The sequence below is a fragment of the Alcanivorax sp. 97CO-5 genome (assembly GCF_000524665.1).
GTDB classification, from domain to species: Bacteria; Pseudomonadota; Gammaproteobacteria; order Pseudomonadales; family Alcanivoracaceae; genus Alcanivorax; species Alcanivorax borkumensis.
This window is the reverse complement of the sequence record NZ_KI965904.1, coordinates 63,767-89,179: the sequence shown is the minus strand read 5'-3', so window position 1 is coordinate 89,179 and position 25,413 is coordinate 63,767. Positions and strand designations below refer to the sequence as shown.

At 54.8% G+C, this 25,413-nt stretch carries 23 protein-coding genes and 2 tRNA genes; 19 read left to right on the top strand and 6 right to left on the bottom strand.

Features of this window, described 5'->3' with window-relative positions:
• The first annotated feature begins 14 nt into the window (after positions 1-14).
• Positions 15-90: transfer RNA gene (locus Y017_RS11030), tRNA-Lys, on the top strand.
• A gap of 89 nt (positions 91-179) precedes the next feature.
• Here the strand turns inward: Y017_RS11030 and Y017_RS11025 are convergent.
• A complete protein-coding gene (locus Y017_RS11025) occupies positions 180-572 on the bottom strand; it encodes a DUF2493 domain-containing protein (RefSeq protein WP_035460815.1) in 393 nt (130 codons plus the stop codon).
• Between the two features lie 212 nt (positions 573-784).
• On the opposite strand from Y017_RS11025, the gene Y017_RS11020 reads away from it, so the two are divergent.
• The 7 genes from Y017_RS11020 (at position 785) to nadA (ending at position 8,818) form a co-directional block, all read left to right on the top strand.
• Positions 785-1,804: a DUF523 and DUF1722 domain-containing protein gene (locus tag Y017_RS11020; protein WP_011588048.1), complete on the top strand. Its 1,020-nt coding sequence runs from the start codon at positions 785-787 to the stop codon at positions 1,802-1,804.
• Complete coding sequence (locus Y017_RS11015; protein WP_011588049.1) at positions 1,801-2,712, top strand: MerR family transcriptional regulator; 912 nt, start codon at positions 1,801-1,803, stop codon at positions 2,710-2,712. The genes Y017_RS11020 and Y017_RS11015 overlap by 4 nt, the downstream gene beginning before the upstream one ends.
• Positions 2,709-4,163 (top strand): deoxyribodipyrimidine photo-lyase, encoded by a 1,455-nt coding sequence (locus Y017_RS11010; protein ID WP_011588050.1) that lies wholly within the window; start codon positions 2,709-2,711, stop codon positions 4,161-4,163. Before Y017_RS11015 ends, Y017_RS11010 begins: the two co-directional genes overlap by 4 nt.
• 56 nt (positions 4,164-4,219) lie before the next feature.
• Positions 4,220-5,512 (top strand): NAD(P)/FAD-dependent oxidoreductase, encoded by a 1,293-nt coding sequence (locus Y017_RS11005; protein ID WP_011588051.1) that lies wholly within the window; start codon positions 4,220-4,222, stop codon positions 5,510-5,512.
• Entirely contained in the window at positions 5,512-6,330 is an 819-nt protein-coding gene (locus Y017_RS11000) for a DUF1365 domain-containing protein (protein ID WP_035460813.1), read from the top strand. The genes Y017_RS11005 and Y017_RS11000 overlap by 1 nt, the downstream gene beginning before the upstream one ends.
• Before the next feature lie 4 nt (positions 6,331-6,334).
• A complete protein-coding gene (locus Y017_RS10995; protein WP_011588053.1) occupies positions 6,335-7,603 on the top strand; it encodes a cyclopropane-fatty-acyl-phospholipid synthase family protein in 1,269 nt (422 codons plus the stop codon).
• A 165-nt stretch (positions 7,604-7,768) separates the two neighbouring features.
• Entirely contained in the window at positions 7,769-8,818 is a 1,050-nt protein-coding gene (gene nadA / locus Y017_RS10990) for a quinolinate synthase NadA (protein WP_011588054.1), read from the top strand.
• A 93-nt stretch (positions 8,819-8,911) separates the two neighbouring features.
• Here nadA and Y017_RS10985 read toward each other — a convergent pair whose 3' ends face one another.
• Entirely contained in the window at positions 8,912-10,345 is a 1,434-nt protein-coding gene (locus tag Y017_RS10985) for a M48 family metalloprotease (protein WP_011588055.1), read from the bottom strand.
• Between the two features lie 125 nt (positions 10,346-10,470).
• On the opposite strand from Y017_RS10985, the gene Y017_RS10980 reads away from it, so the two are divergent.
• Positions 10,471-10,734 carry a sulfurtransferase TusA family protein gene (locus Y017_RS10980; protein WP_231483484.1) on the top strand — a complete coding sequence of 88 codons (264 nt, stop codon included), beginning with the start codon at positions 10,471-10,473 and terminating at the stop codon, positions 10,732-10,734.
• Positions 10,734-11,825 (top strand): AI-2E family transporter, encoded by a 1,092-nt coding sequence (locus tag Y017_RS10975; protein ID WP_035460811.1) that lies wholly within the window; start codon positions 10,734-10,736, stop codon positions 11,823-11,825. Before Y017_RS10980 ends, Y017_RS10975 begins: the two co-directional genes overlap by 1 nt.
• Before the next feature lie 46 nt (positions 11,826-11,871).
• On the opposite strand, the gene bcp is transcribed toward Y017_RS10975, so the two are convergent.
• Positions 11,872-12,348, bottom strand: coding sequence for a thioredoxin-dependent thiol peroxidase (gene bcp, locus Y017_RS10970; RefSeq protein ID WP_011588058.1), 477 nt, complete (start codon positions 12,346-12,348; stop codon positions 11,872-11,874).
• Between the two features lie 53 nt (positions 12,349-12,401).
• Complete coding sequence (locus Y017_RS10965) at positions 12,402-12,929, bottom strand: glycine cleavage system protein R (protein ID WP_035460809.1); 528 nt, start codon at positions 12,927-12,929, stop codon at positions 12,402-12,404.
• A gap of 313 nt (positions 12,930-13,242) precedes the next feature.
• On the opposite strand from Y017_RS10965, the gene dapA reads away from it, so the two are divergent.
• The 5 genes from dapA (at position 13,243) to Y017_RS10940 (ending at position 16,576) form a co-directional block, all read left to right on the top strand.
• Complete coding sequence (gene dapA, locus Y017_RS10960) at positions 13,243-14,127, top strand: 4-hydroxy-tetrahydrodipicolinate synthase (protein ID WP_011588060.1); 885 nt, start codon at positions 13,243-13,245, stop codon at positions 14,125-14,127.
• Positions 14,124-14,741, top strand: a complete 618-nt coding sequence (gene bamC, locus Y017_RS10955) for an outer membrane protein assembly factor BamC (protein ID WP_011588061.1) — start codon at positions 14,124-14,126, stop codon at positions 14,739-14,741. The genes dapA and bamC overlap by 4 nt, the downstream gene beginning before the upstream one ends.
• A complete protein-coding gene (locus Y017_RS10950; protein ID WP_011588062.1) occupies positions 14,741-15,514 on the top strand; it encodes an MBL fold metallo-hydrolase in 774 nt (257 codons plus the stop codon). Before bamC ends, Y017_RS10950 begins: the two co-directional genes overlap by 1 nt.
• A gap of 26 nt (positions 15,515-15,540) precedes the next feature.
• Positions 15,541-16,257, top strand: a complete 717-nt coding sequence (gene purC, locus Y017_RS10945; RefSeq protein ID WP_011588063.1) for a phosphoribosylaminoimidazolesuccinocarboxamide synthase — start codon at positions 15,541-15,543, stop codon at positions 16,255-16,257.
• An 85-nt stretch (positions 16,258-16,342) separates the two neighbouring features.
• Positions 16,343-16,576 carry a DUF6726 family protein gene (locus Y017_RS10940; protein WP_011588064.1) on the top strand — a complete coding sequence of 78 codons (234 nt, stop codon included), beginning with the start codon at positions 16,343-16,345 and terminating at the stop codon, positions 16,574-16,576.
• A 723-nt stretch (positions 16,577-17,299) separates the two neighbouring features.
• Here the strand turns inward: Y017_RS10940 and Y017_RS10935 are convergent.
• Positions 17,300-17,845 (bottom strand): hypothetical protein, encoded by a 546-nt coding sequence (locus tag Y017_RS10935; RefSeq protein ID WP_011588065.1) that lies wholly within the window; start codon positions 17,843-17,845, stop codon positions 17,300-17,302.
• A gap of 194 nt (positions 17,846-18,039) precedes the next feature.
• On the opposite strand from Y017_RS10935, the gene Y017_RS10930 reads away from it, so the two are divergent.
• The 3 genes from Y017_RS10930 (at position 18,040) to Y017_RS10920 (ending at position 19,490) form a co-directional block, all read left to right on the top strand.
• Entirely contained in the window at positions 18,040-18,735 is a 696-nt protein-coding gene (locus tag Y017_RS10930; RefSeq protein ID WP_011588066.1) for a GntR family transcriptional regulator, read from the top strand.
• Between the two features lie 100 nt (positions 18,736-18,835).
• Positions 18,836-18,912 (top strand) — tRNA-Val (locus Y017_RS10925).
• A 113-nt stretch (positions 18,913-19,025) separates the two neighbouring features.
• Entirely contained in the window at positions 19,026-19,490 is a 465-nt protein-coding gene (locus Y017_RS10920; protein WP_035460807.1) for a hypothetical protein, read from the top strand.
• Positions 19,491-19,628: 138 nt separating this feature from the next.
• On the opposite strand, the gene mltF is transcribed toward Y017_RS10920, so the two are convergent.
• Entirely contained in the window at positions 19,629-21,032 is a 1,404-nt protein-coding gene (gene mltF, locus Y017_RS10915; protein ID WP_011588068.1) for a membrane-bound lytic murein transglycosylase MltF, read from the bottom strand.
• Between the two features lie 421 nt (positions 21,033-21,453).
• Between mltF and purL the strand changes: the two genes are divergently transcribed.
• The gene (gene purL, locus Y017_RS10910) at positions 21,454-25,359 is read left to right on the top strand and encodes a phosphoribosylformylglycinamidine synthase (protein ID WP_035460805.1); all 3,906 of its coding nucleotides are present in this window, start codon (positions 21,454-21,456) and stop codon (positions 25,357-25,359) included.
• Positions 25,360-25,413: the final 54 nt, after the last annotated feature.

Here is a 25,413-nt window from a genome sequence, read left to right as displayed (position 1 = left end):
CCTCCTTCGGGAGCGGGTCGTTAGCTCAGTTGGTAGAGCAGTTGGCTTTTAACCAATTGGTCGCTGGTTCGAATCCAGCACGACCCACCATATTTAAAAGGGCTCGCCTACGGCGGGCCCTTTTTCGTTCCAGCTTCCTTTCTATTTTCTTCCTTGATGATCTTTGCGCGGTAGGTGAATTAGCGCTGTAACTCCCCAATACCTTGAAACCCGCAGGCTTCCTGTTCTTCTGCAGGCCTCCACACCGGCAAACCCGCTTGCTCTGCAAGCGCCACCATATGTGCTGTGCCGCGTCCGCCGGGAAAGGCAATCACTGCCTGCGGACGGCCGTGGTGCAGCATTCGGCGGTTGCGCATGGGGCCAGCAGCTCGACCATGGGCTTTCCAGTTGGCAGGGTAGCTCACCTGATCAATACCGTGGTCATGGGCCCACTGCCCAGCCAGACGGTCCGCACCGCTGGCATTGCCATGGATGAGGAGGGATAGGGTGTTATCCCGATGTAGACGGTTCAGGGTGCGTGCCAGTAGAGCCTGGTTGTCAAAATCACGGCCACCGCAGACAAGAATGCGCATTTTGCTGTCCATAAGGTCAGTGTTTTGAGGAGTATAAGCATAGACTTCAACGATTGCACCTTTGTGATCACTGTCTTGCTGAAGTGTGATGGAACACCTTCACAATGCGTTGACAGGTCGCTGGGGTAAGGTTGTACAGATTTCTACTTTTGTATAACCCTGAGGTGCCGGCGGAACTGCTTGCCAGCCTCTACTGCCACTGAGGTCACTCCATGGACGCGGTTAAATCTGAGAAAAAGGACATTCTGGCGCGTATTCCGGTTGGTATCAGCGCCTGTTTGCTGGGCTTGGAGGTGCGCCACGATAAAGGCCACAAGCATTCGCGTTACTGTACCGAGGTTCTGTCGCAGTACTTTGAGTTTCGCTCCCAGTGTCCAGAAATGGGGGCAGGAATGTCGGCACCGCGCAAAGCAATGCATTTGGTGGACGATGGGGAAAAGCATCCGGTGAATAATGACGCAGGCGAAGGCTCTGAAGCGCCGCTGCGGTTGCTAACCACGGATGGTAAGCGAGATTGCACCGGGATGATGATGGATTTCATCGACCGGACGTTGCCGTCACTAGCGCCGTTGCGTGGCTATATTCTGATGGCCAAGTCTCCCAGCTGCGGGATGGAAAGAATCCGTGTCTACAACGAGGCGGGCAATGTACAACGTCGGGATGCCAGCGGGCTGTTCGCTGCGGCGCTGGCACGCCGTTATCCGCTAATGCCACTGGAAGAAGAAGGGCGCCTGAATGATGCCGCTCTGCGTGAAAACTTTATCGAGCGCGTGTTCCTGTATGACGACTGGTGTCAGATGATGGAACAAGGCCTGACCGCTAAAAAGCTGATTGTGTTCCATAGCCGTCACAAATTTCAGCTGTTGGCTCATTGCCAGAAAACCTACCGTGAAGTGGGCCCCATGCTGGCGGACCTTCAAGCACGCCCGCTGCAAGACATTGCCGGGGATTATATTCATGCGGTGATGTCCGCCATGAAGAAGCGTGTATCCCGGGGCGCCCATGTGAATACCCTGCAACATCTGGCCGGGTTTTTGCGCCAGGATCTAGGTGGAGACGACAGGGCGTTGATCAACGAACAGATAGACGCTTATCTGCGTGAAGAGGTGCCGCTGGTTGTGCCGATGACCCTGTTGCGTGGTGCCCTGCGTAAAACCGATCAGCCTTACTTGGCCCAGCAGCGCTATCTTTCCCCGTACCCGGACCCGCTAGGCCTGAGAAATCGGGTATGAGCGAGTCTACAAGCAGGGTTCAAGTTGCGGACCGACAAGCCGGTAGCATCAGCATTCAGCACGTGAGCATGCACTGCGGTATCCCCGCGGTGACTTTGCGTGCCTGGGAGCGTCGTTATGGTTTGTTGACGCCCGCACGCACGGATAAAGGGCATCGGCGTTATAGCGAAGTGGATATCGCTTGTATCGAGCAGATTCAGCATTGGCTGGAGCGAGGGGTGCCGATCAGTCAGGTGGCGGGGCTACTGGCTGATTCAGCAGCGGCTAACGGGGCGGTGTGGGAACAGGGTGCCGAACAGCAAGGGCCTTGGCGCGGGGCAGTAACAGACGCGATCTGCGCGCTGGAGTCGCTCAACACCCGCCGTCTGGAACAGTTGCTCAATGGGCTGCTGAATGATTATAGCCATGCTCTGGTACTGGATCACTTTTGTGATCCCGTGCGGGCACGTTTGGCTGACACTTCAGCCCTGGGTGGATGGCTCACCCTGTTTGACGGTGTGCTGCAGGCCAAGTGGTCGTCGCGGGCATTATCGCTGGCGCCACGGGGTGGGGAGGCCGGCTGGTTGCTGGTGCCGGTGGGGAGAGCCTTGCCGGCACTGGAACTGGCGATGGTATTGAACCGCCCGCTCTGGTGTCTGGGGGCTCCTTTGGTGACGGTAGAACTGCGCAGTGTACTCAAAAGCCTGGCGCAACGGGCCGGTGGTGTGCTCTGGGTGGTGGATCGCTGGCCAACGGCGGCCCAGCGTCAGCAAATCGGTATCGCTTCTGGTTGTGGCCTCAGTGAGGCGTGCTGGGGGCTGGATCTATCGCAAATGACACTGCCGCAAGAGGTAGCCCAGCTTGGCGGGCGTCGGCAGGGGCTGGCGAGCGAACTGGATCGACTTCAACAATCCTGGAGTACGCCATGAATCTGGTCTGGTACCGCAACGACCTGCGTGTCGCGGCACACTCGCCTCTGCACGCTGCGTTGACAGAGTCATCGATAAGCGCGGGTGAGACGAGGCCACAGGCGCTGGCGGTGTATTGTCTGTGTCAGGGGCAATGGGATCGTCATCAGGTGGCGCCGTTGCGCCGCTGGTATGTGTTGGAAAGCTTGCGTGAGCTGGGCGAGTCCCTGGCTAACCGCGGCATTGATCTGCATGTGCTGGATGTGGACACCTTCGAGAAGGTGCCGGAGGCGTTAGCAGAATTTGCCCAGAGCCAAGGTGTGACACACCTGTATTGCAATCGTGAGTATCCGCTCAATGAAAAGCAGCGAGACACACTGGTGGCTGAACGCCTGCGTGAGCAAGGGATTATCCTGCGCGGTTTCGACGATGGCGTGTTAGTTCCACCCGCGGCACTGCGCACCGGTAAAGGAACACCGTATACGGTGTTTGGGGCTTATAAGAAACGTTGGGATGTATGGACGGCCGATCATCACCCGGCGATGACACCGGTGCCATCACAATGCAGGGCTGAAGGTACGTTTATGGGGGCTAAGGTTGTGGCGAAGGCCCTTGAAATGCTGGACGTGCCTGAGGCGCTAACGCAGCAATGGGCGCCTGGAGAAGAGGCCGCCTGGCAACAACTTGATCAATTTATGGAGCGGTCGCTGGCCGACTATCGCCGCAACCGTGATTTTCCTGATTTGTCTGGCACCAGCGGCTTATCGGTGGCGCTATCGGCGGGAACCCTGTCGGTGGCCAGTTGTTTCCGGGCCGCAACCCAGGCCATGGCGGATGCGGGTAGCCGTGATGGTGCTGCCTGCTGGATCGACGAGTTGGCCTGGCGGGATTTTTACCGCCAGATCATGGCGCAGTTTCCTCGCGTTAGCCGCGGACAAGGCTTCCGGCCGGAAACGGATTTGCTGGAATGGAAAAATGATGACGAGCTATTCGCCGCTTGGTGTGAAGGGCGTACGGGGTACCCGTTGGTGGATGCAGCCATGCGGCAGCTGGTTGCCACCGGCTGGATGCATAACCGGCTACGCATGGTGACAGCCATGTTTCTCAGTAAGCATCTTTGGCTGGATTGGCGCCGCGGTGAAGCGTTCTTTATGACACATTTGATCGATGGGGACTTTGCCGCCAATAACGGTGGCTGGCAGTGGAGTGCCTCATCTGGCACCGATGCGGTGCCTTATTTTCGGGTGTTTAATCCGGTTCGTCAGGGGCAACGTTTTGATAGCGAAGGCCGCTTTATTGCTCATTGGGTGCCGCAATTGCGCGACTTGGATAGCAAGCAAATCCATGAGCCCTGGAAGCAGCCGCTACTGGCCCGGGATTATCCACCACCGGTGGTGCCCCATGCGGGAGTGCGTGAGCGGGTGACGGTAGCGTTCAAGGCGGCTAAAAGCCGGTTTGATAAAACCTCTTAGGATCAGCAACACCCCGTGTCGCCGCCGGCCATGGGCAATAGTAGGAAGGGAAAGACATGAGTCAGCGTATTGCTATTGTTGGAGCCGGTATTAGTGGGCTTAGCACCGCTTGGTATCTGTCAAAAGCGGGTCATCAGGTCGATGTATTTGAAGCCAATGATTATCTGGGTGGGCATACCTGTACGATTCCGGTATCTCGACCCCATGGTGATTACGCTATTGATGTAGGGTTTATTGTATTCAACGATCGAACCTACCCGAATTACCTTCGTTTGTTGGAGGAGCTTGGCTTGCAGGGCCAACCCACTCCTATGGGGTTTGCGGTCAGTGATGAGAAGAACGGGCTGGAATACTGCGGCGATGGGCTGGGGGGCATGTTTGCCCAGAAACGCAATTTGCTGAACTTTTCACACTGGCGTTTCATTCGCGACATCTTGCGCTTCAATAAGCAGGCACCGGCTTTGCTTAATAGCGCCAAGGGAGATCTTCCTTTGGGGCAGTATCTGCGTGAGCAGGGTTACGGTGAACGCTTTGCCCGGGATTATATTCTCGCCATGGGTGGGGCTATCTGGTCTTGTTCGCTGGAGCAGATGGAAGTTTTTCCTGCTCGGTTTTTTATCCGGTTTTTCCAGAATCATGGTTTATTGTCGTTGAATGATCGGCCTCAGTGGTTCGTGGTGCCTGGTGGTTCCAATCAATACGTGAAACCTCTGGTGGACGGTTGCAACGCTACCTTTCATACCCGCACCCCGGTGCAGTCGATACGACGGGGCTCAGCGGGAGTGGGCGTAGAGGCTGGTGTCGGTGTCACCGTCACCGTAGGCGGGACAGAGCGGCATTACGATCAGGTTGTGCTGGCGTGCCACAGCGACCAGGCGCTGGCATTACTCAGTGACCCAGACGAACGGGAAGAAGCGAACCTGTCGCAATTGGGTTACCAGGACAATGAAGTGGTCCTGCATACGGATACAGCATTGCTACCGCGTCGGGAACGGGTATGGTCAAGCTGGAATGCCATGTTGTATGCGCAGGATCAGGAACGGGTTCAAGTGACCTATAACATGAATATTCTGCAGGGTATTGCTGCCCCGGAAACCTTCTGTGTCACGCTGAACGCCAGTGACCGAATTGATACTAAAAAGGTACTCGCCCGTTACCATTTTGCGCATCCGTTATTCACACCGCAGACGGTGGCGGCCCGGGAACAATTACTGAAAGACAACGGCAAAAATGCCACCTGGTTTGCCGGTGCCTGGTGTCGCAATGGTTTCCATGAAGATGGTGTGGTGTCTGCGTTGAACGTGGTGGCAGGGATCACTGGCAAGGCGCAGGAAGGGGGCGTTGCGTGATGGAGGCTTCGGTCAATGACCCGTTGACGCCCTATGCTATTGCGCGCGGGCGCGTCTGGCATCAACGGTTGCAACCGTTTACCTACAGCTTTGATTACCCGCTGTGGATGGTTTGGTGCGATCTGGAAAAAATTGATGCCATGCTCGGGCGGCACTGGGCCTGGGGCAGGAGGTGGCGACCGGTCACTTTTCGTGATCAGGATTACCTGGATACTCGTGCCGTGCCGTTAGCGGAAAAAGTTCGCGAAAAAGCGCTCAGCCTGGGGCTGAACTGGAGCCATGGCAGAACGGTTATGCTGGCGCAGTGGCGTACCTTCGGAACCCTGTTTAATCCATTGGTGTTGTACCTGCATTTCCCGCAAGGAAAAAGCCAGCCCGACAGCATGATCGCCGAGGTGCAAAATACCCCATGGCGAGAGCGCCATTTTTACCCTCTCACGTTTTCCCGAAATGAAAACGGGGTGCTGCTGGTGAACCACCCCAAGGCTTTTCATGTGTCCCCTTTCTTGCCCATGCTGCTGCAATACCATTGGCATCTTCACGTTGCCTTACCCGATCTGCGAATAGGGTTAGAGGACCGGGATAAACAGGTCTGCGTGTTCAAGGCCGGAATGAAGTTGCAATTAGTTGCGCCGGATTCCGCCGCCATGGGCAAGGGCATTTTCCGGTTTGGTGCCCAAGGGTTGGCCACGCTGAAAAATATTTATTGGCAGGCCTTCAAACTGTGGCGTAAAGGCGCGGTCTTTCACGGTCACCCCGCTGGCGAGAACGCTCAACGTGATGATGGTGATTCAGGCGATGATGGAAACAGGGAGTAAGGTAATGCTGTCTGGCGATAGAGCCTCTAACAATAAAAGTATCCAGGCCGGCACATTGAGTTGGTCGCAATCAGTGGCTCGTACTCTGGTGTTGAATAAGCTGGCGAAAGTGCCACACGGCGGCCTGCGTATTGATGAGCCGGATGGAAACACCGTGTTACTCGGCGATTCACACAATAGCCAGGCAATCGGCCATATCGTACTCACCGATTGGTGCACCTACAGCATGATGATGAGCGGTGGGGCGATGGGGGCGGCAGAGGCGTTTATGGAACAAAGCTGGTCGAGCCCGGACCTGGTTAAGGTAATACGGTATTTCGCCGCAAATGTGGACGCCATGCAAGCGCTGGAAGGCGGCTTTGCCGCGCTGTCCAAACCCGCGTTGAGAATGCTGCACCGCTATAATCGCAATTCGCTGCAAGGATCGCGCAGAAATATTTCCGCGCATTACGATCTGGGCAATGATTTTTTCAGCCTGTTTCTTGATCGCACCATGATGTATTCCAGTGCGGTTTTTTCGCGCCCGGAGGCGTCCCTGGAGGAGGCCTCGGTGCACAAGCTGGATTTGATTTGCCAACGGCTGCAATTACAGCCCGGCATGACGGTGCTTGAAATTGGCACGGGCTGGGGCGGTTTAGCGCTGCATGCAGCGCAGCATTACGGGGTCACCGTTACCACCACAACGATATCCCGCGAGCAGGCCCGTTATGCCCGTGATCTGGTTGCCGATGCCGGGCTAAGTGATCGCATCACCATTCTGGAAAAGGATTATCGCGAACTCACCGGACAGTATGACAGGGTGGTGTCCGTGGAAATGATCGAAGCGGTGGGGGCGGAATTTTTGCCTGGCTATTTTGATGTGTTGGGCAAGCGTTTGAAGCCGGAAGGGTTGCTGCTGATTCAGGCAATCACGGTGCCGGACCAGCGTTACCACTATGCATTGAAGCAGGTGGACTTCATTAAGCGTTATATCTTTCCCGGCGGTTTCCTGCCCAGTGTGTCGGTGATGTGCGACAACCTCACGCGCCATACCCGCTTGGTGACCACGGAACTGCACGACATCGGTCATGATTACGCGCTGACCTTAAATCACTGGCGCCAGCGTTTTCATGATGCGCTGCCCCGCATTCGCGAGCTGGGTTTTGATGAGCGGTTCGTGCGTATGTGGGAATATTACCTGTGCTATTGCGAGGGCGCGTTCCTGGAGCGGGCCATCAGCACGGTGCATCTGGTTGCCGCCGGACCCGCTTACCGGCCTTCCTTCCAAGCTTGAAGGGAAGCTTGAAAACCGCCCTCGTCGGACGCATTTAATCCTTTGCAGGGCTAACAACAGGCCGCTATTCAGCGGTTTTTGGCTGTTGTGGTATTATGCCCGCCTTATTCTTTTATCAATTTTCCAAGTTGTTGATTTCAGGGGGAAACCCCGGGCGGTAAGGCAATGACGGCAGAGGCACAAGCACGGGTCCAGGCGCATTTAGCTGAGGTGGAGCCCGAGGACACGCTCAGCGAAGAGCAACGCGCATCCTATCGTGATCGGATCAAGGCGTTGTTGCGTCAACGCGATGCGGTGTTGGTAGCGCATTACTACACAGACCCGGAAATTCAGTCGTTGGCGGAAGAAACCGGTGGCTGTGTGTCTGATTCTTTGGAAATGGCCCGCTTTGGCAAAGACCATCCTGCGTCCACGTTGATTGTGGCCGGGGTGAAGTTTATGGGTGAGACCGCCAAAATTCTTAGCCCGGAAAAACGCGTCTTCATGCCGACACTCGAAGCGACCTGTTCATTGGATATCGGTTGTCCGGAAGAAGAGTTTTCCGCATTTTGCGACCAGCACCCGGACCGCACTGTGGTGGTTTATGCCAATACTTCCGCTGCGGTGAAAGCCCGTGCCGATTGGGTGGTCACCTCGTCCATCGCCGTGGAGTTGATTGAGCATCTAGATAGCAACGGTGAAAAAATTCTGTGGGCGCCGGACAAGCACCTTGGCGGCTATGTTCGTGATAAAGCTGGCGCCGATGTATTGTGTTGGGACGGTGCCTGCATTGTTCACGAAGAGTTTAAAGCTAAAGGGTTGCATGATTTGCAAGCCGCCTACCCGGATGCCGCTATTCTGGTGCACCCGGAATCCCCGGCCTCGGTGGTGGAAATGGCGGATGTGGTCGGCTCAACCTCACAGCTGATCAAGGCCGCTTGCGAGATGGACAATGAGGTGTTCATCGTTGCCACCGACAAGGGCATTTTCTACAAGATGCAGCAGTTAGCGCCGGGCAAAACCTTCTTGGAAGCGCCGACGGCGGGCTCCGGTGCGACCTGTCGCAGTTGTGCTCACTGTCCGTGGATGGCAATGAATGGCCTGCAGAACATGCTCGCGGTGCTGGAAGATGCCAACGGCATGGGGCAGGAAATTTTCGTGGACTCGTCGCTGGCAGAAAAAGCCATGGTGCCGTTGAACCGCATGTTGGATTTCGGCCGCAAGTTGAAAGCGTGACCGGCCGCTATTATTTTGTGTGACGCCTGATACAACCTGTGCAAACAACGCAGGTTGTATTCTTGCGATTTAGACAGTACCCCGCCACCGCGCTCAGAACTCTTCTTCAGATAATCGCTTCATTTCTCGCAGGCGCCCGTTCAATTTGCTGTGCAAAGCAAAGTCATTCTCTGCGTCGCGCAGGGCATAGCGCATTTGTTGCTGGGCTTTAGAATCGTTGCCGCGTAGAAACTGGCTTTCGGCACGGGCATGCAGGGCGCGCACGGTGTCGCCACTGTTGCCGTAGGCATCAGCCAGCAGGTCCCAGATGTGAGGATCATTGATGTGGTCTTTGAGTAGCGGTTTGAGTAATGGCAGGGCCTTTTCTGGTTGCTTGCTGCGCAGGTAGGCTTTGCTTTGCAGTATGGACGCGGCGTAATTGTCCGGTGAAATGTTCAGTACCCACCCGGTTTCTTTAATCGCTAGCGGGTAGCTACCTTCATCCAGCGCCACTTCAGCTAACCCTAGGCGGAACCAGAGTTGATCGGGGTATTGATCGGCTAGCCCCTGCATCAATCCGCGAGCCTGATCATAGTGATTGGCACGCAGATAGCTCAGGGCTAGGCCGTATCGTGCGGCCTGTAACCCTAACGCACTGCGTTCATTGCTGTAGCGTTTGAAATATTCAATGGCTTGCTCATCAGAGGTAATGAAGCCTGCCTTGAGGCGGGCCTGTGCCAGCAGAAAACTGGTGGAAACGGATAGACGTGCCGGTGGAAGGGCGCGGGCGCGGGCGCGGCTGTCAGCAATTCGGCTTTCGGTGACCGGGTGAGTGAGCAGAAACTCCGGCGGATTTCCGGAGAAACGTTGGCTATCGTGCATACGTTCGAAAAAGCGCGGCATGGCGCTTGGGTCCATGCCAGAGGCGGCGAGGGTCTGCATGCCCACCCGGTCAGCTTCGCGTTCATTTTGACGAGAATAGGCCAGTTGAGCCTGAATGGCCCCGGCCTGGGTGGCTGCGATACCGGCCATCCCAGCTTCACCGTCGCCGGCAATGGCAACGGCCAGGCTGGCCAGCATGGCGGCCAGCACCGCAGTGTTCATTTTTTTTGAATCTAAGTATCGGCGGGCAAAGTGCCGCTGGCTTACGTGGGCAATTTCGTGAGCAACCACTCCGGCGACTTCGTCTTCGCTCTCCGCATTTAGAAACAGGCCGGCGTTGAGCCCGATTACCCCACCGGGCACTGCAAAAGCGTTAATCTGGCGACTGTTTATTACCACGATATCCAGGTTGGGTTCTTTCAGGTCGCTGTAGGAGGCTAGCCGGTAGACTAGGCTCTCCACGTATTCCTGCAACATGGGGTCGGACATGATGGAAGTCTGCCCGCGCAGACTGCGTAGCCAAGCACGACCCAAGCGGTATTCCTGGCCGGAAGACATGAGCGCTGCGGTAGGGTCGCCTAGCACCGGAAGATTGTTATCGGCACTGGACGGGTTGGCTAGCCAGCAGCAGCTGAATAGCAAAAATGTACGCAAAAACAACGTCAAGTCGTGGCTCCGTTCAGAGAGTCGTAACGGGTAGGGTAACCTTGAGTATCGCTACACAAGGCGTTATTCAAAGGCTCTCTTATGACTATAATGCCGGCAGGGCGACAATGAATGAAGTGATAAGAATGACTAAGCACCAGATGTCTGAACACAAGGTTGATCTCCATGTGGATGCGTCCACGTTACAGTGCCCGTTGCCGCTGTTGAAAACCCGGCAGGCGTTGCGGCAGCTCCGTGCCGGGCAATTGCTGGAAGTGATTGCCACGGACACGGGGTCAGCCAATGATATTCCCGCCTATCTGAGACAGTCCTGCCATGCGCTAGTTCGCATGGGGGAATCGAAAGGCTGTTACTATTTCGTGATCCGTTGCGGCACACAGGAGCCTTGATGCTACGCATACTGAAAAATTGGGCCGATAGTTATTTTTCTGACGAAGAGGCGGTGTATTTAGTTGTCCTGCTGTTGGCCGTTGGGCTGGTGATTGCTTTTTTTGGTGGCATGCTAGCGCCGGTGTTTACGGCCATGGTGGTGGCCTATCTAATGCAGGGGCTGGTGGGGGCGCTGGAGCGCCGGGGCGTTAGGCGTATGCTCGCGGTCAATTTGGTATTTGTGCTGTTTGTTGGCCTGTTGACCGCCACCTTGGTGGTGCTGTTGCCTATGGTGTGGCGACAGCTAGTGTTGTTAGTTCAGGATCAGCTGCCCCATATGCTCAAAAATGGGGAAATCTGGCTGCGGGGCCTGCCGGCTCACTATCCAGAAGTGATTTCCATGGATCAGGTGAATTCCATTGTCGCGGTAATTCAGCGGGAGGTGGCTGAGGCGGGCCAGGGAGTGCTGACGTTGTCGCTGGCATCGATTCCCAACCTGGTAGAAATAATGGTGTTTCTTGTGCTGGTCCCTTTGTTGGTGTTTTTCTTTTTGAAAGACAGGGAAACCCTGGTCAACTGGATGCTGGGCTTTTTGCCTCGTAAGCGGCGGATTCTTTCTCACGTATGGCACGAAATGGACGGTCAGATCGCCAATTATGTGAGAGGTAAGGCGATTGAAATTCTGCTGGTCGGCGGTTCAACGTTTATCGCTTTCATACTACTGGATATGAATTATGCGGTGTTGCTGGCGGTGCTGGTCGGGCTGTCGGTGGTGGTGCCATACATCGGCGCCACAGTGGTCACCTTGCCGGTGGCGGCAGTGGCTTACGTGCAGTTCGGTTGGGGTGGTGACTTTGCGCTGGTGATGATCGTATATGGCATCATCCAGTTTATTGATGGCAATATTCTGGTACCGCTGTTGTTTTCCGAGGCGGTGAATTTGCATCCTGTGGCGATTATTACCGCCATTCTGTTATTCGGCGGGCTATGGGGGTTGTGGGGGGTGTTCTTTGCCATCCCGTTGGCGACGTTGATTAAAGCTGTGATCAATGCCTGGCCTCGGCAGGCAGACTATTCTCCCGGGAAGCTAGCATCCCAGCCAGAGGCATGAGGCAAAGAAAAAGGGGCGAAAGCCCCTTTTTACTGGTGAGGTGGCGTTAAAGCCCTAGCGCGTCCAGTTCAGCTAGCAGGTCTTCGTGATGGGTTTTGGTTTTGAATTTGTCCATTACCTTTAGCAGTTTGCCATTCTTGCCGATGATAAAGGTGGTGCGGATAAGCCCCATGAATTCCTTGCCCATGAATTTCTTCATGCCCCAACAGCCGTATTTCTCGGCGATGGCGTGATCTTCGTCGGATAATAGGGTGAAGTTCAGGGAATGCTTGTCGATAAACTTGGGCAAGCGTGCTACTGCATCCGGGCTGATGCCAAATACCACGACTCCCCGTTTTTCAAGCTCTGCCTGGGTGTCACGAATGCCGCAGGCCTGGGTGGTGCAGCCCGGGGTCAAGGCTTTGGGGTAAAAGAAAATCACCACCGGGTTTTGATTCCTGAACGCTTTCAATTCAACCTGATTTCCATCTTGATCCGGTAGTTTGAAGTTGGGTGCCAGATTGCCAATTTTGGGGTGTGCCATATTGAATTCCGTTCTCTTTGGTAGTCTTGATGAGTTTGCTGCGTTGCGCCCAGCTAGCGTTTTGGCGTCATGGTGGCATCCAGGTTGCGGGCTTCACAAAAATCCAGAAAAGCGTCGCGTAGCTGGGCCACGGAGTGTTCCGCGTTCATGCTCAAAGTTAGATGCAGGCTGAACATGCGGGTGCCAGTGTGTGGGGCGGCGTAGGTGCCCGTGTGTAGGTCATCGATGTTAATGTTGCGCCCGGAGAAGAAGTGGGCGATTTCATGGACAATGCCCGGATTGTCCATGGCCACTACTTCCACTTCGTAGGGCAGGGCGGCGGAGCTAGCCTCCGGGGCGCGGGTGCGTTTAAGGGTTATCCGCAAGTTTAGTTGATCGGCCAACTGTTGCTGCCCGGCTTCTAAGCTGTCCAAAGTGGCGGCGTTGCCGGCAACCAGCATCAGTACAGCAAATTCCCCCCCGAGTACGGTCATCCGTGAATCCATGATATTGCCATCGTATTCCAACACGGCCTTGGACAGGGCCTGCACAATGCCTGGCCGGTCCGTGCCTAAGGCAGAAATCACAATCAACTGATCCATTGTTGTTCTCCGTTTTGCTAGTGCCGTCAATATTCAGGTCCACGTACCGGTGGCGGGCACGAAATTTGCCTTCTTATGAGGTGTATTTGGCCAATCAGTTTACCCAGTTCATCTCAGACTGAACACTTGCCGAGAAGACGGGTCTGAAGCTGTACGTTGCATTCCAGGTAGTAAACCGCAGACGCGCTCCTTGTCCGCTTTGGGGGCGGGGTTTACCATAGCGCCCTTCACCCGACGATAGGGCTCGCTAGTTGGGAGGCATCGTTGAGCGCATTGAGTGGCGCAACGGGTTTGCGCACAATAGGAGACAGGCATGATTCGCGGCAGCATAGTGGCGCTGGTGACCCCCATGCGTGCAGATGGGTCCGTAGACTGGGAGCGATTGCGCTCGCTGGTTAATTGGCATGTAGAACAAGGCACCCATGCCATCGTAGCTGTGGGGACGACCGGTGAATCCGCTACCCTTGGGTTTGAAGAGCACGATAGCGTGATCCGTGAAGTGGTGGCGCTGGCTAAGGGCCGCCTTCCGGTTATTGCCGGTACTGGTGCCAACAACACAGAAGAAGCCATTCGCCTGACTCGAGATGCCAAACGAGATGGCGCAGACGCTTGCCTGTTGGTGACGCCTTATTACAACAAGCCGCCCCAGGAAGGTCTGTATCAACACTTCTTGGCGATAGCTCGTGCGGTAGATATTCCGCAAATACTGTATAACGTGCCCGGTCGAACATCTTGCGATTTACTGCCGGAAACCGTGGAGCGCTTGAGTAAAGTGCCGAACATCGTGGGCATAAAGGAAGCCACCGGTAATTTGGAGCGGGCTCGCGAAATCCGTGAGCGCTGTTCTGATGATTTCATGCTTTATTCTGGCGATGACGCCACCGCCATGGACTTTATTTTGGCTGGCGGACATGGCGATATTTCGGTGACCGCTAACGTGGCCCCGGCGAAGATGGCCGCCATGTGTGAGGCGGCTCTGGCTGGTGATGCGGATACCGCTCGGGCACTGAATGCGGAACTCGAACCCCTGCATCGTGATCTGTTTATTGAAGCGAATCCGATCCCGGTGAAATGGGCACTGTTTGAAATGGGCCTAATTGACGCGGGTATCAGGCTACCGTTGGTGCCGATGTCAGAAGCGGCTCAGCCGCGGTTACGTGAAACCATGCGCCAATGCGGCCTGTTGGAGGTTAAATGAAGAAAGCGGCGTTGCTGGCACCACTCATGCTCGCTTTGATGGTGGCTGGTTGTAGCTGGTTGCCAGACAGCAGTTTGGAATACCGTAAAGCGGCCGTGACCGACCCGATTAAAGTGCCCGACGGTGGCGTGTTTATTGGTGAGCAGCCCCTGTATGCGGTGCCTCGCGAGGATGAGCGGCTAACCGCTCCTGGTGAAGATGAAAAGCGTTTTGAGGCACCGCGCCCGCCGCAACTGGTGGTGTTGGGGAGTGCCTCTGGCAACGAAAACGTTGAGTCTGCTCCGCGTGGTGAATCCGCTAAAGCATTGCTAGGTCGGGATGGCAATGGTTACCCGATTATCATGATGTCCACTCGCTACGCCTGGGCATGGGAATATGTGAGTGATGCCCTAAAACAGACGGATTTAAAGGTCAGTGATCGTGATCGAGAAGTGGGTATCTTTTACCTTAAGGTTCCCGATCGGTATGAGTTGGGTGCCCGCGAAGCACAGTTGAAATTAAGCCATACGACCAACGGTATTCAGGTGGCTGTGTTGAATGAGAAGGGCTCCGCACTGGTGGATAAAATCCCGGGGCAGGCCATTCTTGAGCGAATCTACGACGAGCTCGATTAATGCAGCTGGCCTCATTGGGCAGTGGCAGCAAAGGCAACGCCACGCTGGTGCACGCTGACGACACTTTGGTGTTGGTTGATTGTGGTTTTACCATTAAGGAAACTGAGGTGCGATTGGGGCAGCTGGGGCTGGTCGCCGATCAGCTCAGTGCGATTTTGGTCACCCATGAGCACGGAGATCATATTCGTAGCGCCGGGGCGTTGGCCCGTAAAGTGGGGTGCCCGGTATATAGCTCATTTGGCACCGCCAGCGCTGTGCACGACAAACGCGCCAGCCTGAAAGAGGCTAACTGGCAAGAAATTCGCCCCGGTCGGACGTTTACACTGGGAGCGATGGAAGTTCTGCCGGTGCTGGTGCCCCATGATGCTCGTGAACCTTGCCAGTATCGCTTTTCTTGGCAGCAGCGCACGGTGGGAGTGCTTACCGACTTGGGTGCGATTACCCCCCATGTGGTTGATGCCTACAGGGACTGCGATGCCTTAGTATTAGAATGCAATCACGACTCGCAATTACTAGCCTCAGGACCGTACCCAGCATCGTTGAAACGACGTGTGGGTGGTATGTTAGGCCACCTGAGTAATGATCAGGCTGCGGCGCTGTTGCGTCAGGCCAATGTGGATCGCCTGCAGCATTTGGTGCTGTCGCACCTGAGCGAACAGAACAACACGTCCCTGCATGCACTGGATGCCGTGCAACGGGTGGTAACCCGCGGGCGTGAACGAATTAGCGTTGCTAGTCAGACGGAAGGGTTTGACTGGCTACAAGTACATTAATGCTGACCTGAGTAATAGGCCTTTCCATGGAAAAACGCGACGAGTTGTATGCCGGCAAAGCCAAGTCCGTGTACACCACCGATGACGAAGACATGCTGATTATGCTGTTTCGTGACGATACCTCCGCCTTTGATGGTAAGAAAAAAGAGGCATTGGCTCGCAAGGGGGCAGTGAATAATCAGTTCAACGCAGCCATTATGGAAAAGCTGAAAGCGGCGGGCATCCCCTGCCATTTTGAGAAAACCCTATCGGCCACTGAATCCCTGGTGAAGAAGCTAGATATGATTCCGGTGGAATGCGTGGTGCGTAATATTGCTGCGGGCTCCATATGCCGCCGCTTGGGTGTGGAAGAGGGCCTGGAGTTGACGCCGCCAACGTTTGAGTTCTTCTTAAAGGACGATGACTTGGGGGACCCCATGGTCAATGATTTCCATATTCGTAGCTTTGGTTGGGCCAGCGACGATCAGGTGGCACAGATGAAAACCCTCACCTTTGCGGTGAACGACGTGCTCAAACAGCTGTTTCTGGACGGGGGCATGCTGCTGGTGGATTACAAGCTGGAGTTTGGCATGTTTAAAGGTGAGGTATTACTGGGGGATGAATTTAGCCCGGATGGCTGCCGCTTGTGGGACAAGGATAGCCGCGAAAAATTGGATAAAGACCGTTTCCGTCAGGGGTTGGGCGGAGTGGTTGAAGCCTATGAAGAAGTGGGTAAGCGTCTGGGAATGACCTTCGAATATTAAAATCGTTAACCATTACCCATCAAGCTGCAGCCAGTGATTTGATGGGTAATACTGCCAATTAAAAATAAGTAGAAAAGGTGGGAGTATGAAATCTGTGATGCGTTTAGCCGCTATTGCTCTGTTGGCTGCGGTTCTTAGTGGTTGCTTTCTGACCAAGTTGGCCACCACGCCCATGCGTTTAGTGGGAGCGGCAGGCTCTGTGGTTGGGGCCGTATTGTCAATTATTCCAGTGGCGGGCAATGCTGCCGATGAAGCCCTTGAAAAAGTCGATGGTGCCATTGATAACACGGCGGATAGCATCGATAAGATACCGTTATAAACTCGATTGGCTTAGTCTTTCCTGCGGCCAGTGCAGTCAGGACTGGCTGATACGTTGACGCTTGTAATAGGTTGGCTGTCTAAGAGAAATATCCCCTCGTTCTAACGGACGGTTGAAACCTTTTGCGGGCCTAGATTTTCAGGCAGGATCGCGATCTTGGCGCGGTTTTGGGGTTGCCTCCTTTAAGGAGGTCGAGAGATGCTCATCCAATGAAAAGCATAATAACGAGTGCGGTCCATCCGGAAGATCTGAAGAGTGTGGCCTGTGAAGGCTTCACCTGCTGCCCGTTGCGATAAAACACAACATTTGTACCTTTCTGGCTGACGCTGAGCATGTAAGGCGTTTTTCAGAGGTTACTTAGATTCTTTTGTCTGTCTGTTCAAATTACCCTGAACGATAAGTCTCTCGATCAATATTAAGTTGAAATTTGTGTCGTCTCCTCTTGCTATTTCCTTAATGCCCTGTTCATGGGCAACAGTTTTGCACAGCATGTCTGCATTTTTTCATCTGCTGTGCGAAGGCTGATCGCTAAGCTGTTGATTTGTTATGTTTATTTGTAAGTATATGATTTTAAATGGTTTAATTTTATGGCCATTTTTTCATCACTTTAATGTAATGGTAGGCGTGGCAGGTGGTGGGGAAGGTTCCTGACAGTCTATTCACAGAGTTATCCACAGAAGTTGTGGGTAACTTTTTCAGCCATAAAACAGTGTCGGTCGAAGCTCACCGCCTGAACATAGGAAATGGTCTCCAGGGTTGCTTGAGTATTTGCCGACCGCTGAGTTTCAACAATAGCGGGTGGAAGCCTGCGTTGGGGAAGCTGCGTTTGATCAGCCGAATTCTGGCCATGGGAACACCGAAACGCAGTAGTCCAAGGCTAACATCGATCCAGTCGGCCCGACGGAAGGCCTCAGTAAGATCCAAATGGTTGTGGCTGAAACGGCTAACTTTGTGATGATTCATGATCATGTTGTGTACATCATGACTCCAATCTTCCAGCTGCTCCTCCTGCAGATAGTGATCTGCTTGGCGGGACGAAGACGGCAAGTAATCGAAGGTGCCAGCTAACCAGATCCCCGCATCATGGAAAAAAGCAGCAATCTGTAATTTATCCAGCTCTTCTACGTTCAAGGGCCGTTGCGCTATGACTAGATTCACCAGTCGGTATACATGGTTACGGTACGTTGTTTGCTGTTTGCCGAAACGTTCAGCGTAACGGTCGAACAGTTGTTCCACTCTGGGTAACTGGGTGATGAGGCTCTGGTTCATGACGCTCCGCCTGTTTTTTTGATGTGGTCATCATTCTTGCTGTAGAAGACTCTGTGTTACTGGGAGTCAGTATGGCACCAATGTAGTGATTGTTGGTGGGTGAGGGTCAGTAAAGCCTGCACTTGGTGGCGGTTTTTTTGTGTACTATAGTCAGACAAAATGGACTGAATTGTTCAACAGGTACCGGGGGTTCGATGGGTTTCAAAGCAAAAGAAAGCCTCTCTGAGCAAATTGCCCAGCATCTTGCGCAGCAGATTATTCATGGCGATATGCTGGCGGGAGATCGCATTCAGGAACTCCGTGTGGCCGGTGAGCTTGATGTCAGCCGAGGTTCGGTCCGTGAGGCTTTATTGATCCTGCAGCGTCGCCAGCTTATCGACATTCTTCCTCGCCGTGGTGCCGTGGTGAAAGAGATGTCAGAGACCCATGTGCGTAATCTGTATGAAGTCATGCAGGTGCTGCTGGGTTTAGTGATTCGAAAGGCTATTAAAGTGGTTCGAGAAGAAGATATGGATTCTTTCATCGAACTGGTCCACGGGTTACAGGTGGAGGCTGAAGAGCGGGATTATGATGCTTTTTTTACTCTTAGTTTTCGTTTCCTGGAGCATCTTTATCCATTCGCGCGTAATGTTTTTGTGGAAGATGTGTTGATTAACATGCAGCCAGCTATGCAGCGGGCTTACTTCATGGCGTTGCATTTGGAGCCTGATGAAATAAAGGAGTGTTTGTCGTTCTTTAAGGCGTTGGTGGAAACTATTTTTCGCCGTGATGTACGCTCGGCGCTGGAAATTATTCGGGAATTTGCAGAGCATCAGTCGGAGCTGGTGGAAGAGTCCATCACCCGTGCTCGGCAGATTGAAACCGCCTGGGGTTCGCGACGTCGTAAGTAATTACTCCTCATTGTGTTGTGGATATTTGGCTGATGGCCGGTAATCTGCAACGGGGGTCTTGCCCTGACGGATCAAGCTGCATAGAATTGCCACCCTCTTTAGGCACGTAGCTCAGTTGGTTAGAGCACCACCTTGACATGGTGGGGGTCGGTGGTTCGAATCCACTCGTGCCTACCAGATTCAGACGAAGGGCTTGTCGCAGTAATTACTGCGACAAGCCCTTTTTCGTTTTCGCTTCTCCAGTGTCGCAATCGGTAGAATATGCGTTCCTCAAGCACGAGTATGGTTGCATGCATAACGCCGATTATTTGGGTGCTACCAGCCCGACCCTGATTTTGTATTTGCCGCATCGACCCAATGAAATGACCCTTGATGTTGCAGCATTGCTGGCGGCTAATTCCAATCATTGGCGTAAGATCGTGACCCTTCTGGCCAAGGTAGCCTGCCCGGTAGAGAGTGATTGGCGGCATTTTCGAGATGAGGTCTTGTTTCGGGAAACCGCGTTATGTTTCATGCCGGAACTGGTGCAGGCACCGTGTTGGCATTGGATCGGGGGCAAGGAGAATCTGTCACGGTTCACCAGCTTGCAACACAATGCCCAGCATTTGCAGGCAGTACCGGGGGTCGCCATAGACCCGCAAAAGCGGTTGCTGTTAACGCCTTATCCTGATTATCGCCAACTCAGTAACGCACTCGTGGAACGTGTGCGTGGCTCTCTTGAAGAGCTGCGTTTCTACCACCGAAATGATGTATGAGGCGGCTTTGCTCTTTTTGCCTGAGCGGTGCGTGCAATTTGGATTTGGGTTTGGGGATGGCCTTGGTCGTACGCCGGCAGTAAGCACCGGGTGGGTTCGCGTGTTCAACGTGTGATTGCTAGGCAGATGGTGCTTGGATTAATTCAGAGCGATGAGTGTGTCATCACGACGACGGGAGTTTTCTGCCCATACTAAGAGATCGTAATAGCGCCGAATGTGACGGACATAGGCCACTGCTTGGCCGCCTGGCGCTGTTCCGTAGCGGAGTTGATCCGCGTAGGCGGGCTTGGCCAGTAGAGGCAGGCGTTGTTTAACGTCCTGCCAGTTGTCCGGGTTGCCGCCCTGGCGCTGGGTGAGTACGCGGGCATCTTCCAAATGCCCGTACCCCACATTGTAGGCAGCCAGTGCCATCCAGGTACGGCTGGGCTCAGGAATACGATCGGGAATCCGCGCATGGGTGCGGCGCAGGTAGCCGGCGCCGGCACGGATACTTTGTGATGGGTCAGTTCGATCGCTGATGCCCATCTGGCGAGCAGTATTGTTCGTGAGCATCATCAAGCCTTTCACGCCGGTGGGCGAGATGGCTTGCGGGTCCCACAGGGATTCTTGGTAGGCGAGGGCGGCCAGTAAGCGCCAGTCAAAGCCGCTGTCTTCTTCAGCTTGCTTGAATAGATCTTCGTATAGAGGCAGTCGATCATCCAAGTGACGCATAAAGCTGCGCGCTGCGTAAAGGTTGAACTGTTCTACATGGCCGTAAAAACGGTCTTCCAGTTTGGCGGTGGTGCCGTCTGCCTTGGCCTGGGTCAGGTAACGCTGTGCTTCCTGGTATAGGCTTTTATCGTCTTTGGGGTTAAATGCCCACGACAGAGGCATGTCTCTGGCGACGGTGTAATCGGCGACCAGGTCGGGCCAGAGGGCTCTCTGCAGGGTATAGCTGTTGGAATTGATCAGGGTGTAATCCACTTGACCGTCTTCCACCAAGGCCAGTAATTGTTCCGGAGTGGCATTTTCCACTTCTTGGAATTCTAACTCTGGGCTCTCAAGCTGTGCCTTGAGAAGCAGCTCTGCGTGGCTGGAACCTGCGCTTACGGCAATGGTTTGCTGGTTAAGTTGGCTTAGGTCAGTAATTCGGTGGCTGGTAAGGCGGCGGACTAGCAGAACATCGACATTCTGATAGGCGGTGCTGAAACGCAGACTCTTGCTACGTTCTGGAGTGGCGATCAGGCCGGCTGCGACAATATCAGCGGTACCTTTGCGGATGGCATATCGAATGTAGGACAGGTCGTCGGATTCGAGGATACGCAACTCCACGCCCTGGCTGTCAGCGAACCCTTTGGCGAGTTCATACTCCATACCGGTGAAGCCGTGCTGGTCTTCGTAATAGGTGGTGTTGGATGGACGCGTCAGGACCACCAGCTCGCCACGGGCCATGATGCGCTCTATGGCAGAGGGGCTGGGATGCATCGCTAACATTAGCCCCAATACGCTGAGCAGCGCCAGCGAGGCGAGCAAATGCTTGCTATGTCGAAAGAGTTCTGTCACTTGGTGATCTACCTCTACCAGGTTGTCCAGACAGATGGCTGCTGCTTATTGTCAATCAGCGGAAGACTAGATGCTGTCGTTATGATCTCATATTTGTGATCCATATCACAAAATTGAGGCGCGACTCTATCATCGGCAACTGACTGTTCTGTATGCCTTTGTCGAACAATTGCTCTTTTTTTGCACAATTTTAGAGGTTAACAGGTGAGCATTAAATTGTATATCGTGGGCTGTGTGTGGGCGATTCGTCCATGCTTGATAGCAGAGTAAGAGCGAGCAAGAAGTATACTGCCTTGCGCTGCAATTGGGCGGCTTGAGAGGCTGCGAGCGGCGAGCAAATCCCGTATCATTGCCAGCCTAAATAAATGCCTTGAACATCTGGCACCCCTCAATCCCCATTGGTAATCATATAAGGCGCACTATGCTGATCCTCTCCGGAAGCCCGGCCCTGTCCGCATTTCGTAAGGAAAAACTGCTCGAGTCCTTGAATGGCGTATCGGCCTTGTCGGCGCGCTATGTGCATTTTGTGGAGTTGTCGATGCCGCTCAATGCTGCACAACACCAGGTGCTGGAAGGTTTGCTTGAGTATGGCCCCAGTGTTGAAGAAGCCCAGGTTGAGGGGCAGCGTTTTGTGGTGGTGCCGCGCCCAGGCACCATTTCGCCTTGGTCTTCCAAGGCAACGGATATTTGTCATAACGCTGGCCTTACTCAGGTGGAGCGCATTGAGCGCGGGATTGAGTATCGACTGGACGGTGAAGGTGATCGAGATACTCTGGCTGCCGCCCTACATGACAGAATGGTAGAAGTGGTGCTGCCCGAGCTGGATGCCGCCGTCACCTTGTTTACCCATCACCAGCCACGGGAATTGACGACCGTGGATATTCTTGGCGGGGGCCGGGCGGCGCTGGAAACCGCCAATGGTGAGTTGGGGCTGGCGCTGGCTGCGGATGAGGTTGAATACTTGGTGGAGCAGTTTATTGCGTTGGGGCGTAACCCGTCCGATGCGGAACTGATGATGTTTGCCCAAGCCAATTCCGAGCACTGCCGCCACAAGATTTTCAATGCGGATTGGACTATTGACGGTGAAGAGCAAGATCTGAGCCTATTCGGGATGATCCGTAATACCTACAAGCATTCACCAGATGGGGTGCTGAGCGCTTACAGCGATAATTCCTCGGTGGTGGCCGGCCCGGTGGCAGACCGCTTTTTCCCGGTGCCGGGCAGCCAGCAGTATCAGTTCGTCAACGAACCGGTACATATGTTGATGAAGGTAGAGACTCACAATCATCCCACGGCGATTGCACCGCATCCGGGGGCGGCCACCGGCTCTGGCGGTGAAATCCGTGATGAGGGAGCGACAGGTCGTGGCTCTAAGCCCAAAGCTGGCCTAAACGGTTTTTCCGTGTCCAACTTGAATATTCCCGGTTTTGGTCAGCCCTGGGAGCAACCGTACGGCAAACCTGGGCGTATTGCCTCAGCGCTGGATATCATGATCGAAGGGCCGGTTGGTGCGGCGGCCTTTAATAATGAATTTGGCCGTCCGAACCTGTGTGGTTATTTCCGCACCCTGGAAATCAGTGCTCCGGGCGTTAACGGTGATGAGGTGCGCGGCTACCACAAGCCAATTATGATCGCCGGTGGCCTAGGTAACATTCGCGACGGCCATGTGGAAAAGAATCCCATTCCCGCCGGTGCCAAGATTATTGTGTTGGGTGGCCCGGCCATGTTGATCGGGCTGGGGGGAGGGGCGGCGAGCTCCATGGCCTCGGGGCAGTCTGCGGAAGCGCTAGATTTTGCCTCGGTGCAACGTGAGAACCCGGAAATCGAACGGCGGGTGCAGGAAGTGATCGATCGTTGCTGGGCTCAAGGGGACGATAACCCGATTGTGTCCATTCACGATGTGGGCGCTGGCGGTTTGTCCAACGCCTTGCCTGAACTGGTACACGACCATGATATGGGTGCCAAGCTGGAGTTGCGCAAGGTGCCCAGTTCTGAGCCCGGTATGAGCCCGGTAGAGATTTGGTGTAATGAGGCTCAGGAGCGGTATGTGTTGGCGGTGATGCCAGAAGACGTGCCCGGCTTCGACGCCATCTGCCAGCGTGAACGCGCACCCTATGCGGTACTGGGTGAGGCGACGGATGAAGAGCACTTGACCGTCAGCGATGAACATTTTGGCAAGGCGCCGGTGGATCTGCCCATGGATCTGCTGTTCGGCAAGCCGCCGAAAATGCTGCGCAGCTTCGAGCGCGAAGACTTTGTGCGCCAGTCGTTCAGCACCGAAGGTATTGACCTCAAGGATGCCAGTGAGCGGGTCTTGCGTTTGCCCTCTGTGGCCTCCAAGAGCTTCTTGATCACCATCGGGGATCGCTCCATTACCGGGCTGGTGCACCGTGATCAAATGGTTGGCCCTTGGCAGGTGCCGGTGGCTGATTGTGCGGTAACCGCGACCGGTTTTAATCCCAACGCAGAGGGCAAAACCACTGGCGAGGCCATGGCCATGGGGGAGCGTACCCCAGTGGCATTGGTGGATGCGGCGGCGTCTGGTCGTATGGCGGTGGCCGAATCAATCACCAATATTGCCGGTGCACACCTGGGCGACCTGGGCCAGATTAGTATGTCGGCCAACTGGATGGCAGCGGCGGGCCACCCTGGTGAAGACCAGGCCTTGTTTGATGCGGTGAAAGCGGTGGGTATGGATCTATGCCCGCAGCTGGGCATTGCCATTCCGGTGGGTAAGGACTCGCTATCCATGCGTACGGTGTGGAACGACAAGGGCATCGATAAAAGTGTGACTGCGCCCATGTCGCTAGTGATTTCTGCATTTTCCACGGTCACCGATATCGACCTGACGGTGACCCCGGAACTGAAAACTGGCGTGGAGAGTGAGTTGCTGCTGTTGGATCTGGGCCGTGGCCAGAATCGTATGGCTGGCTCTGCTCTCGCACAAGTGTACGGCAAGGTCGGTGACATTGCCCCGGACTTGGATGATGCCAAAGACCTGATTGCCTTTTTCGAAGTGACTCAACAGTTGCTGGCTGAGCGCAAACTGCTGGCTTACCATGATCGTTCCGACGGCGGCCTGTTCACCACACTGGTGGAAATGGCGTTCGCTGCTCGTACAGGTTTGGATATCACCTTGGATCATCTGGCTGGTGATACGCCGGAAGCCATTGCGGCCCTGTTTAGCGAAGAGTTGGGCGCCGTGCTGCAGGTTGAAAAAGCCCAGGCTGACGCGGTGATAGCGCGCTATGCGGAAGCCGGGCTGGGCCAGTGTGTTCATTGTCTAGGCCAACCGGATGGCGACGATGTTATCCGTCTGCGCTTGGGCGGCGGTACTTTACTGGAAACCCCGCGCCGGGAGTTGCAGCGTATCTGGGCAGAAACCAGCTACCAGATTCAGTCTTTGAGGGATAACCCGGATTGTGCTCGCCAGGAATTCGATGCCATTGCGTATAGCAATGGCCCGGGCCTGAACGTGCGGCTGACCTTCGATATGACGGAAAACCCTGCGGCCCCGTTTATTGGCTCTGCCTCCATCAATACTGGCAGCAAACCGCAAATGGCCATCCTGCGCGAGCAGGGCGTTAATGGTCAGACGGAAATGGCTGCAGCGTTTGATCGTGTGGGCTTCTCCGCCGTTGATGTGCACATGAGTGATTTGCTCGAAGGCCGTGTGAAGCTGGATGATTTCAAGGGCTTGGTGGCCTGTGGCGGTTTCTCCTACGGCGATGTGCTAGGTGCTGGCGGAGGCTGGGCCAAGACGGTGCTTTATAATGAAGAGATGCGTGAAGCTTTTAATCGTTTCTTCTTCCGAGAAGACACCTTTGCGCTTGGGGTTTGTAATGGCTGCCAGATGCTGTCGCATTTGAAAGATTTGATTCCCGGTGCTGAGCACTGGCCGCGTTTTGTGCGCAACCTGTCAGAGCAGTTCGAGGCGCGCACATCCCTCGTGGAAGTGCAGGACTCTCCCTCCATTCTGCTGCAAGGCATGGCCGGTACGCGAATTCCCATTGCGGTAGCCCATGGGGAAGGTCGTGTGGAGCTGGCGGACGATGCATTGAATCGCAATCTCGAGCAGCGGCTGGTGAGCCTGCGTTACGTGGATGGCTTGGGGAATCCGGCGCAACAATACCCGGCCAACCCCAATGGTTCGCCACAGGGTGTGACCGGTTTTACCACCACTGACGGCCGCGTCACTATTATGATGCCGCATCCCGAGCGGGTGTTCCGTGTGCTGCAAAATAGCTGGATTCCGGATGACTGGCGCGGCCACGAAAATGGCCCCTGGTTGCGGATGTTTGCCAACGCCCGGAAATGGGTAGGATGAAAATCGGTTAAAAAGCTAAAGTGAAAAGAGTAGAAGGCGGAAACGGGGTGACCC

Coding starts and splice junctions, on each gene's coding strand:
- Y017_RS10930 (WP_011588066.1), top strand. CDS start 18,040: ATGGGTTTCAAAGCAAAAGAAAGCCTCTCTGAGCAAATTGCCCAGCAT.
- nadA (WP_011588054.1), top strand. CDS start 7,769: ATGACGGCAGAGGCACAAGCACGGGTCCAGGCGCATTTAGCTGAGGTG.
- Y017_RS10975 (WP_035460811.1), top strand. CDS start 10,734: ATGCTACGCATACTGAAAAATTGGGCCGATAGTTATTTTTCTGACGAA.
- Y017_RS10935 (WP_011588065.1), bottom strand. CDS start 17,845: ATGAACCAGAGCCTCATCACCCAGTTACCCAGAGTGGAACAACTGTTC.
- Y017_RS11015 (WP_011588049.1), top strand. CDS start 1,801: ATGAGCGAGTCTACAAGCAGGGTTCAAGTTGCGGACCGACAAGCCGGT.
- Y017_RS10980 (WP_231483484.1), top strand. CDS start 10,471: ATGACTAAGCACCAGATGTCTGAACACAAGGTTGATCTCCATGTGGAT.
- Y017_RS11025 (WP_035460815.1), bottom strand. CDS start 572: ATGCGCATTCTTGTCTGCGGTGGCCGTGATTTTGACAACCAGGCTCTA.
- Y017_RS10965 (WP_035460809.1), bottom strand. CDS start 12,929: ATGGATCAGTTGATTGTGATTTCTGCCTTAGGCACGGACCGGCCAGGC.
- Y017_RS11005 (WP_011588051.1), top strand. CDS start 4,220: ATGAGTCAGCGTATTGCTATTGTTGGAGCCGGTATTAGTGGGCTTAGC.
- Y017_RS11010 (WP_011588050.1), top strand. CDS start 2,709: ATGAATCTGGTCTGGTACCGCAACGACCTGCGTGTCGCGGCACACTCG.
- Y017_RS10950 (WP_011588062.1), top strand. CDS start 14,741: ATGCAGCTGGCCTCATTGGGCAGTGGCAGCAAAGGCAACGCCACGCTG.
- Y017_RS11020 (WP_011588048.1), top strand. CDS start 785: ATGGACGCGGTTAAATCTGAGAAAAAGGACATTCTGGCGCGTATTCCG.
- purL (WP_035460805.1), top strand. CDS start 21,454: ATGCTGATCCTCTCCGGAAGCCCGGCCCTGTCCGCATTTCGTAAGGAA.
- purC (WP_011588063.1), top strand. CDS start 15,541: ATGGAAAAACGCGACGAGTTGTATGCCGGCAAAGCCAAGTCCGTGTAC.
- Y017_RS10940 (WP_011588064.1), top strand. CDS start 16,343: ATGAAATCTGTGATGCGTTTAGCCGCTATTGCTCTGTTGGCTGCGGTT.
- bcp (WP_011588058.1), bottom strand. CDS start 12,348: ATGGCACACCCCAAAATTGGCAATCTGGCACCCAACTTCAAACTACCG.
- Y017_RS10995 (WP_011588053.1), top strand. CDS start 6,335: ATGCTGTCTGGCGATAGAGCCTCTAACAATAAAAGTATCCAGGCCGGC.
- dapA (WP_011588060.1), top strand. CDS start 13,243: ATGATTCGCGGCAGCATAGTGGCGCTGGTGACCCCCATGCGTGCAGAT.
- bamC (WP_011588061.1), top strand. CDS start 14,124: ATGAAGAAAGCGGCGTTGCTGGCACCACTCATGCTCGCTTTGATGGTG.
- Y017_RS10920 (WP_035460807.1), top strand. CDS start 19,026: ATGCATAACGCCGATTATTTGGGTGCTACCAGCCCGACCCTGATTTTG.
- Y017_RS11000 (WP_035460813.1), top strand. CDS start 5,512: ATGGAGGCTTCGGTCAATGACCCGTTGACGCCCTATGCTATTGCGCGC.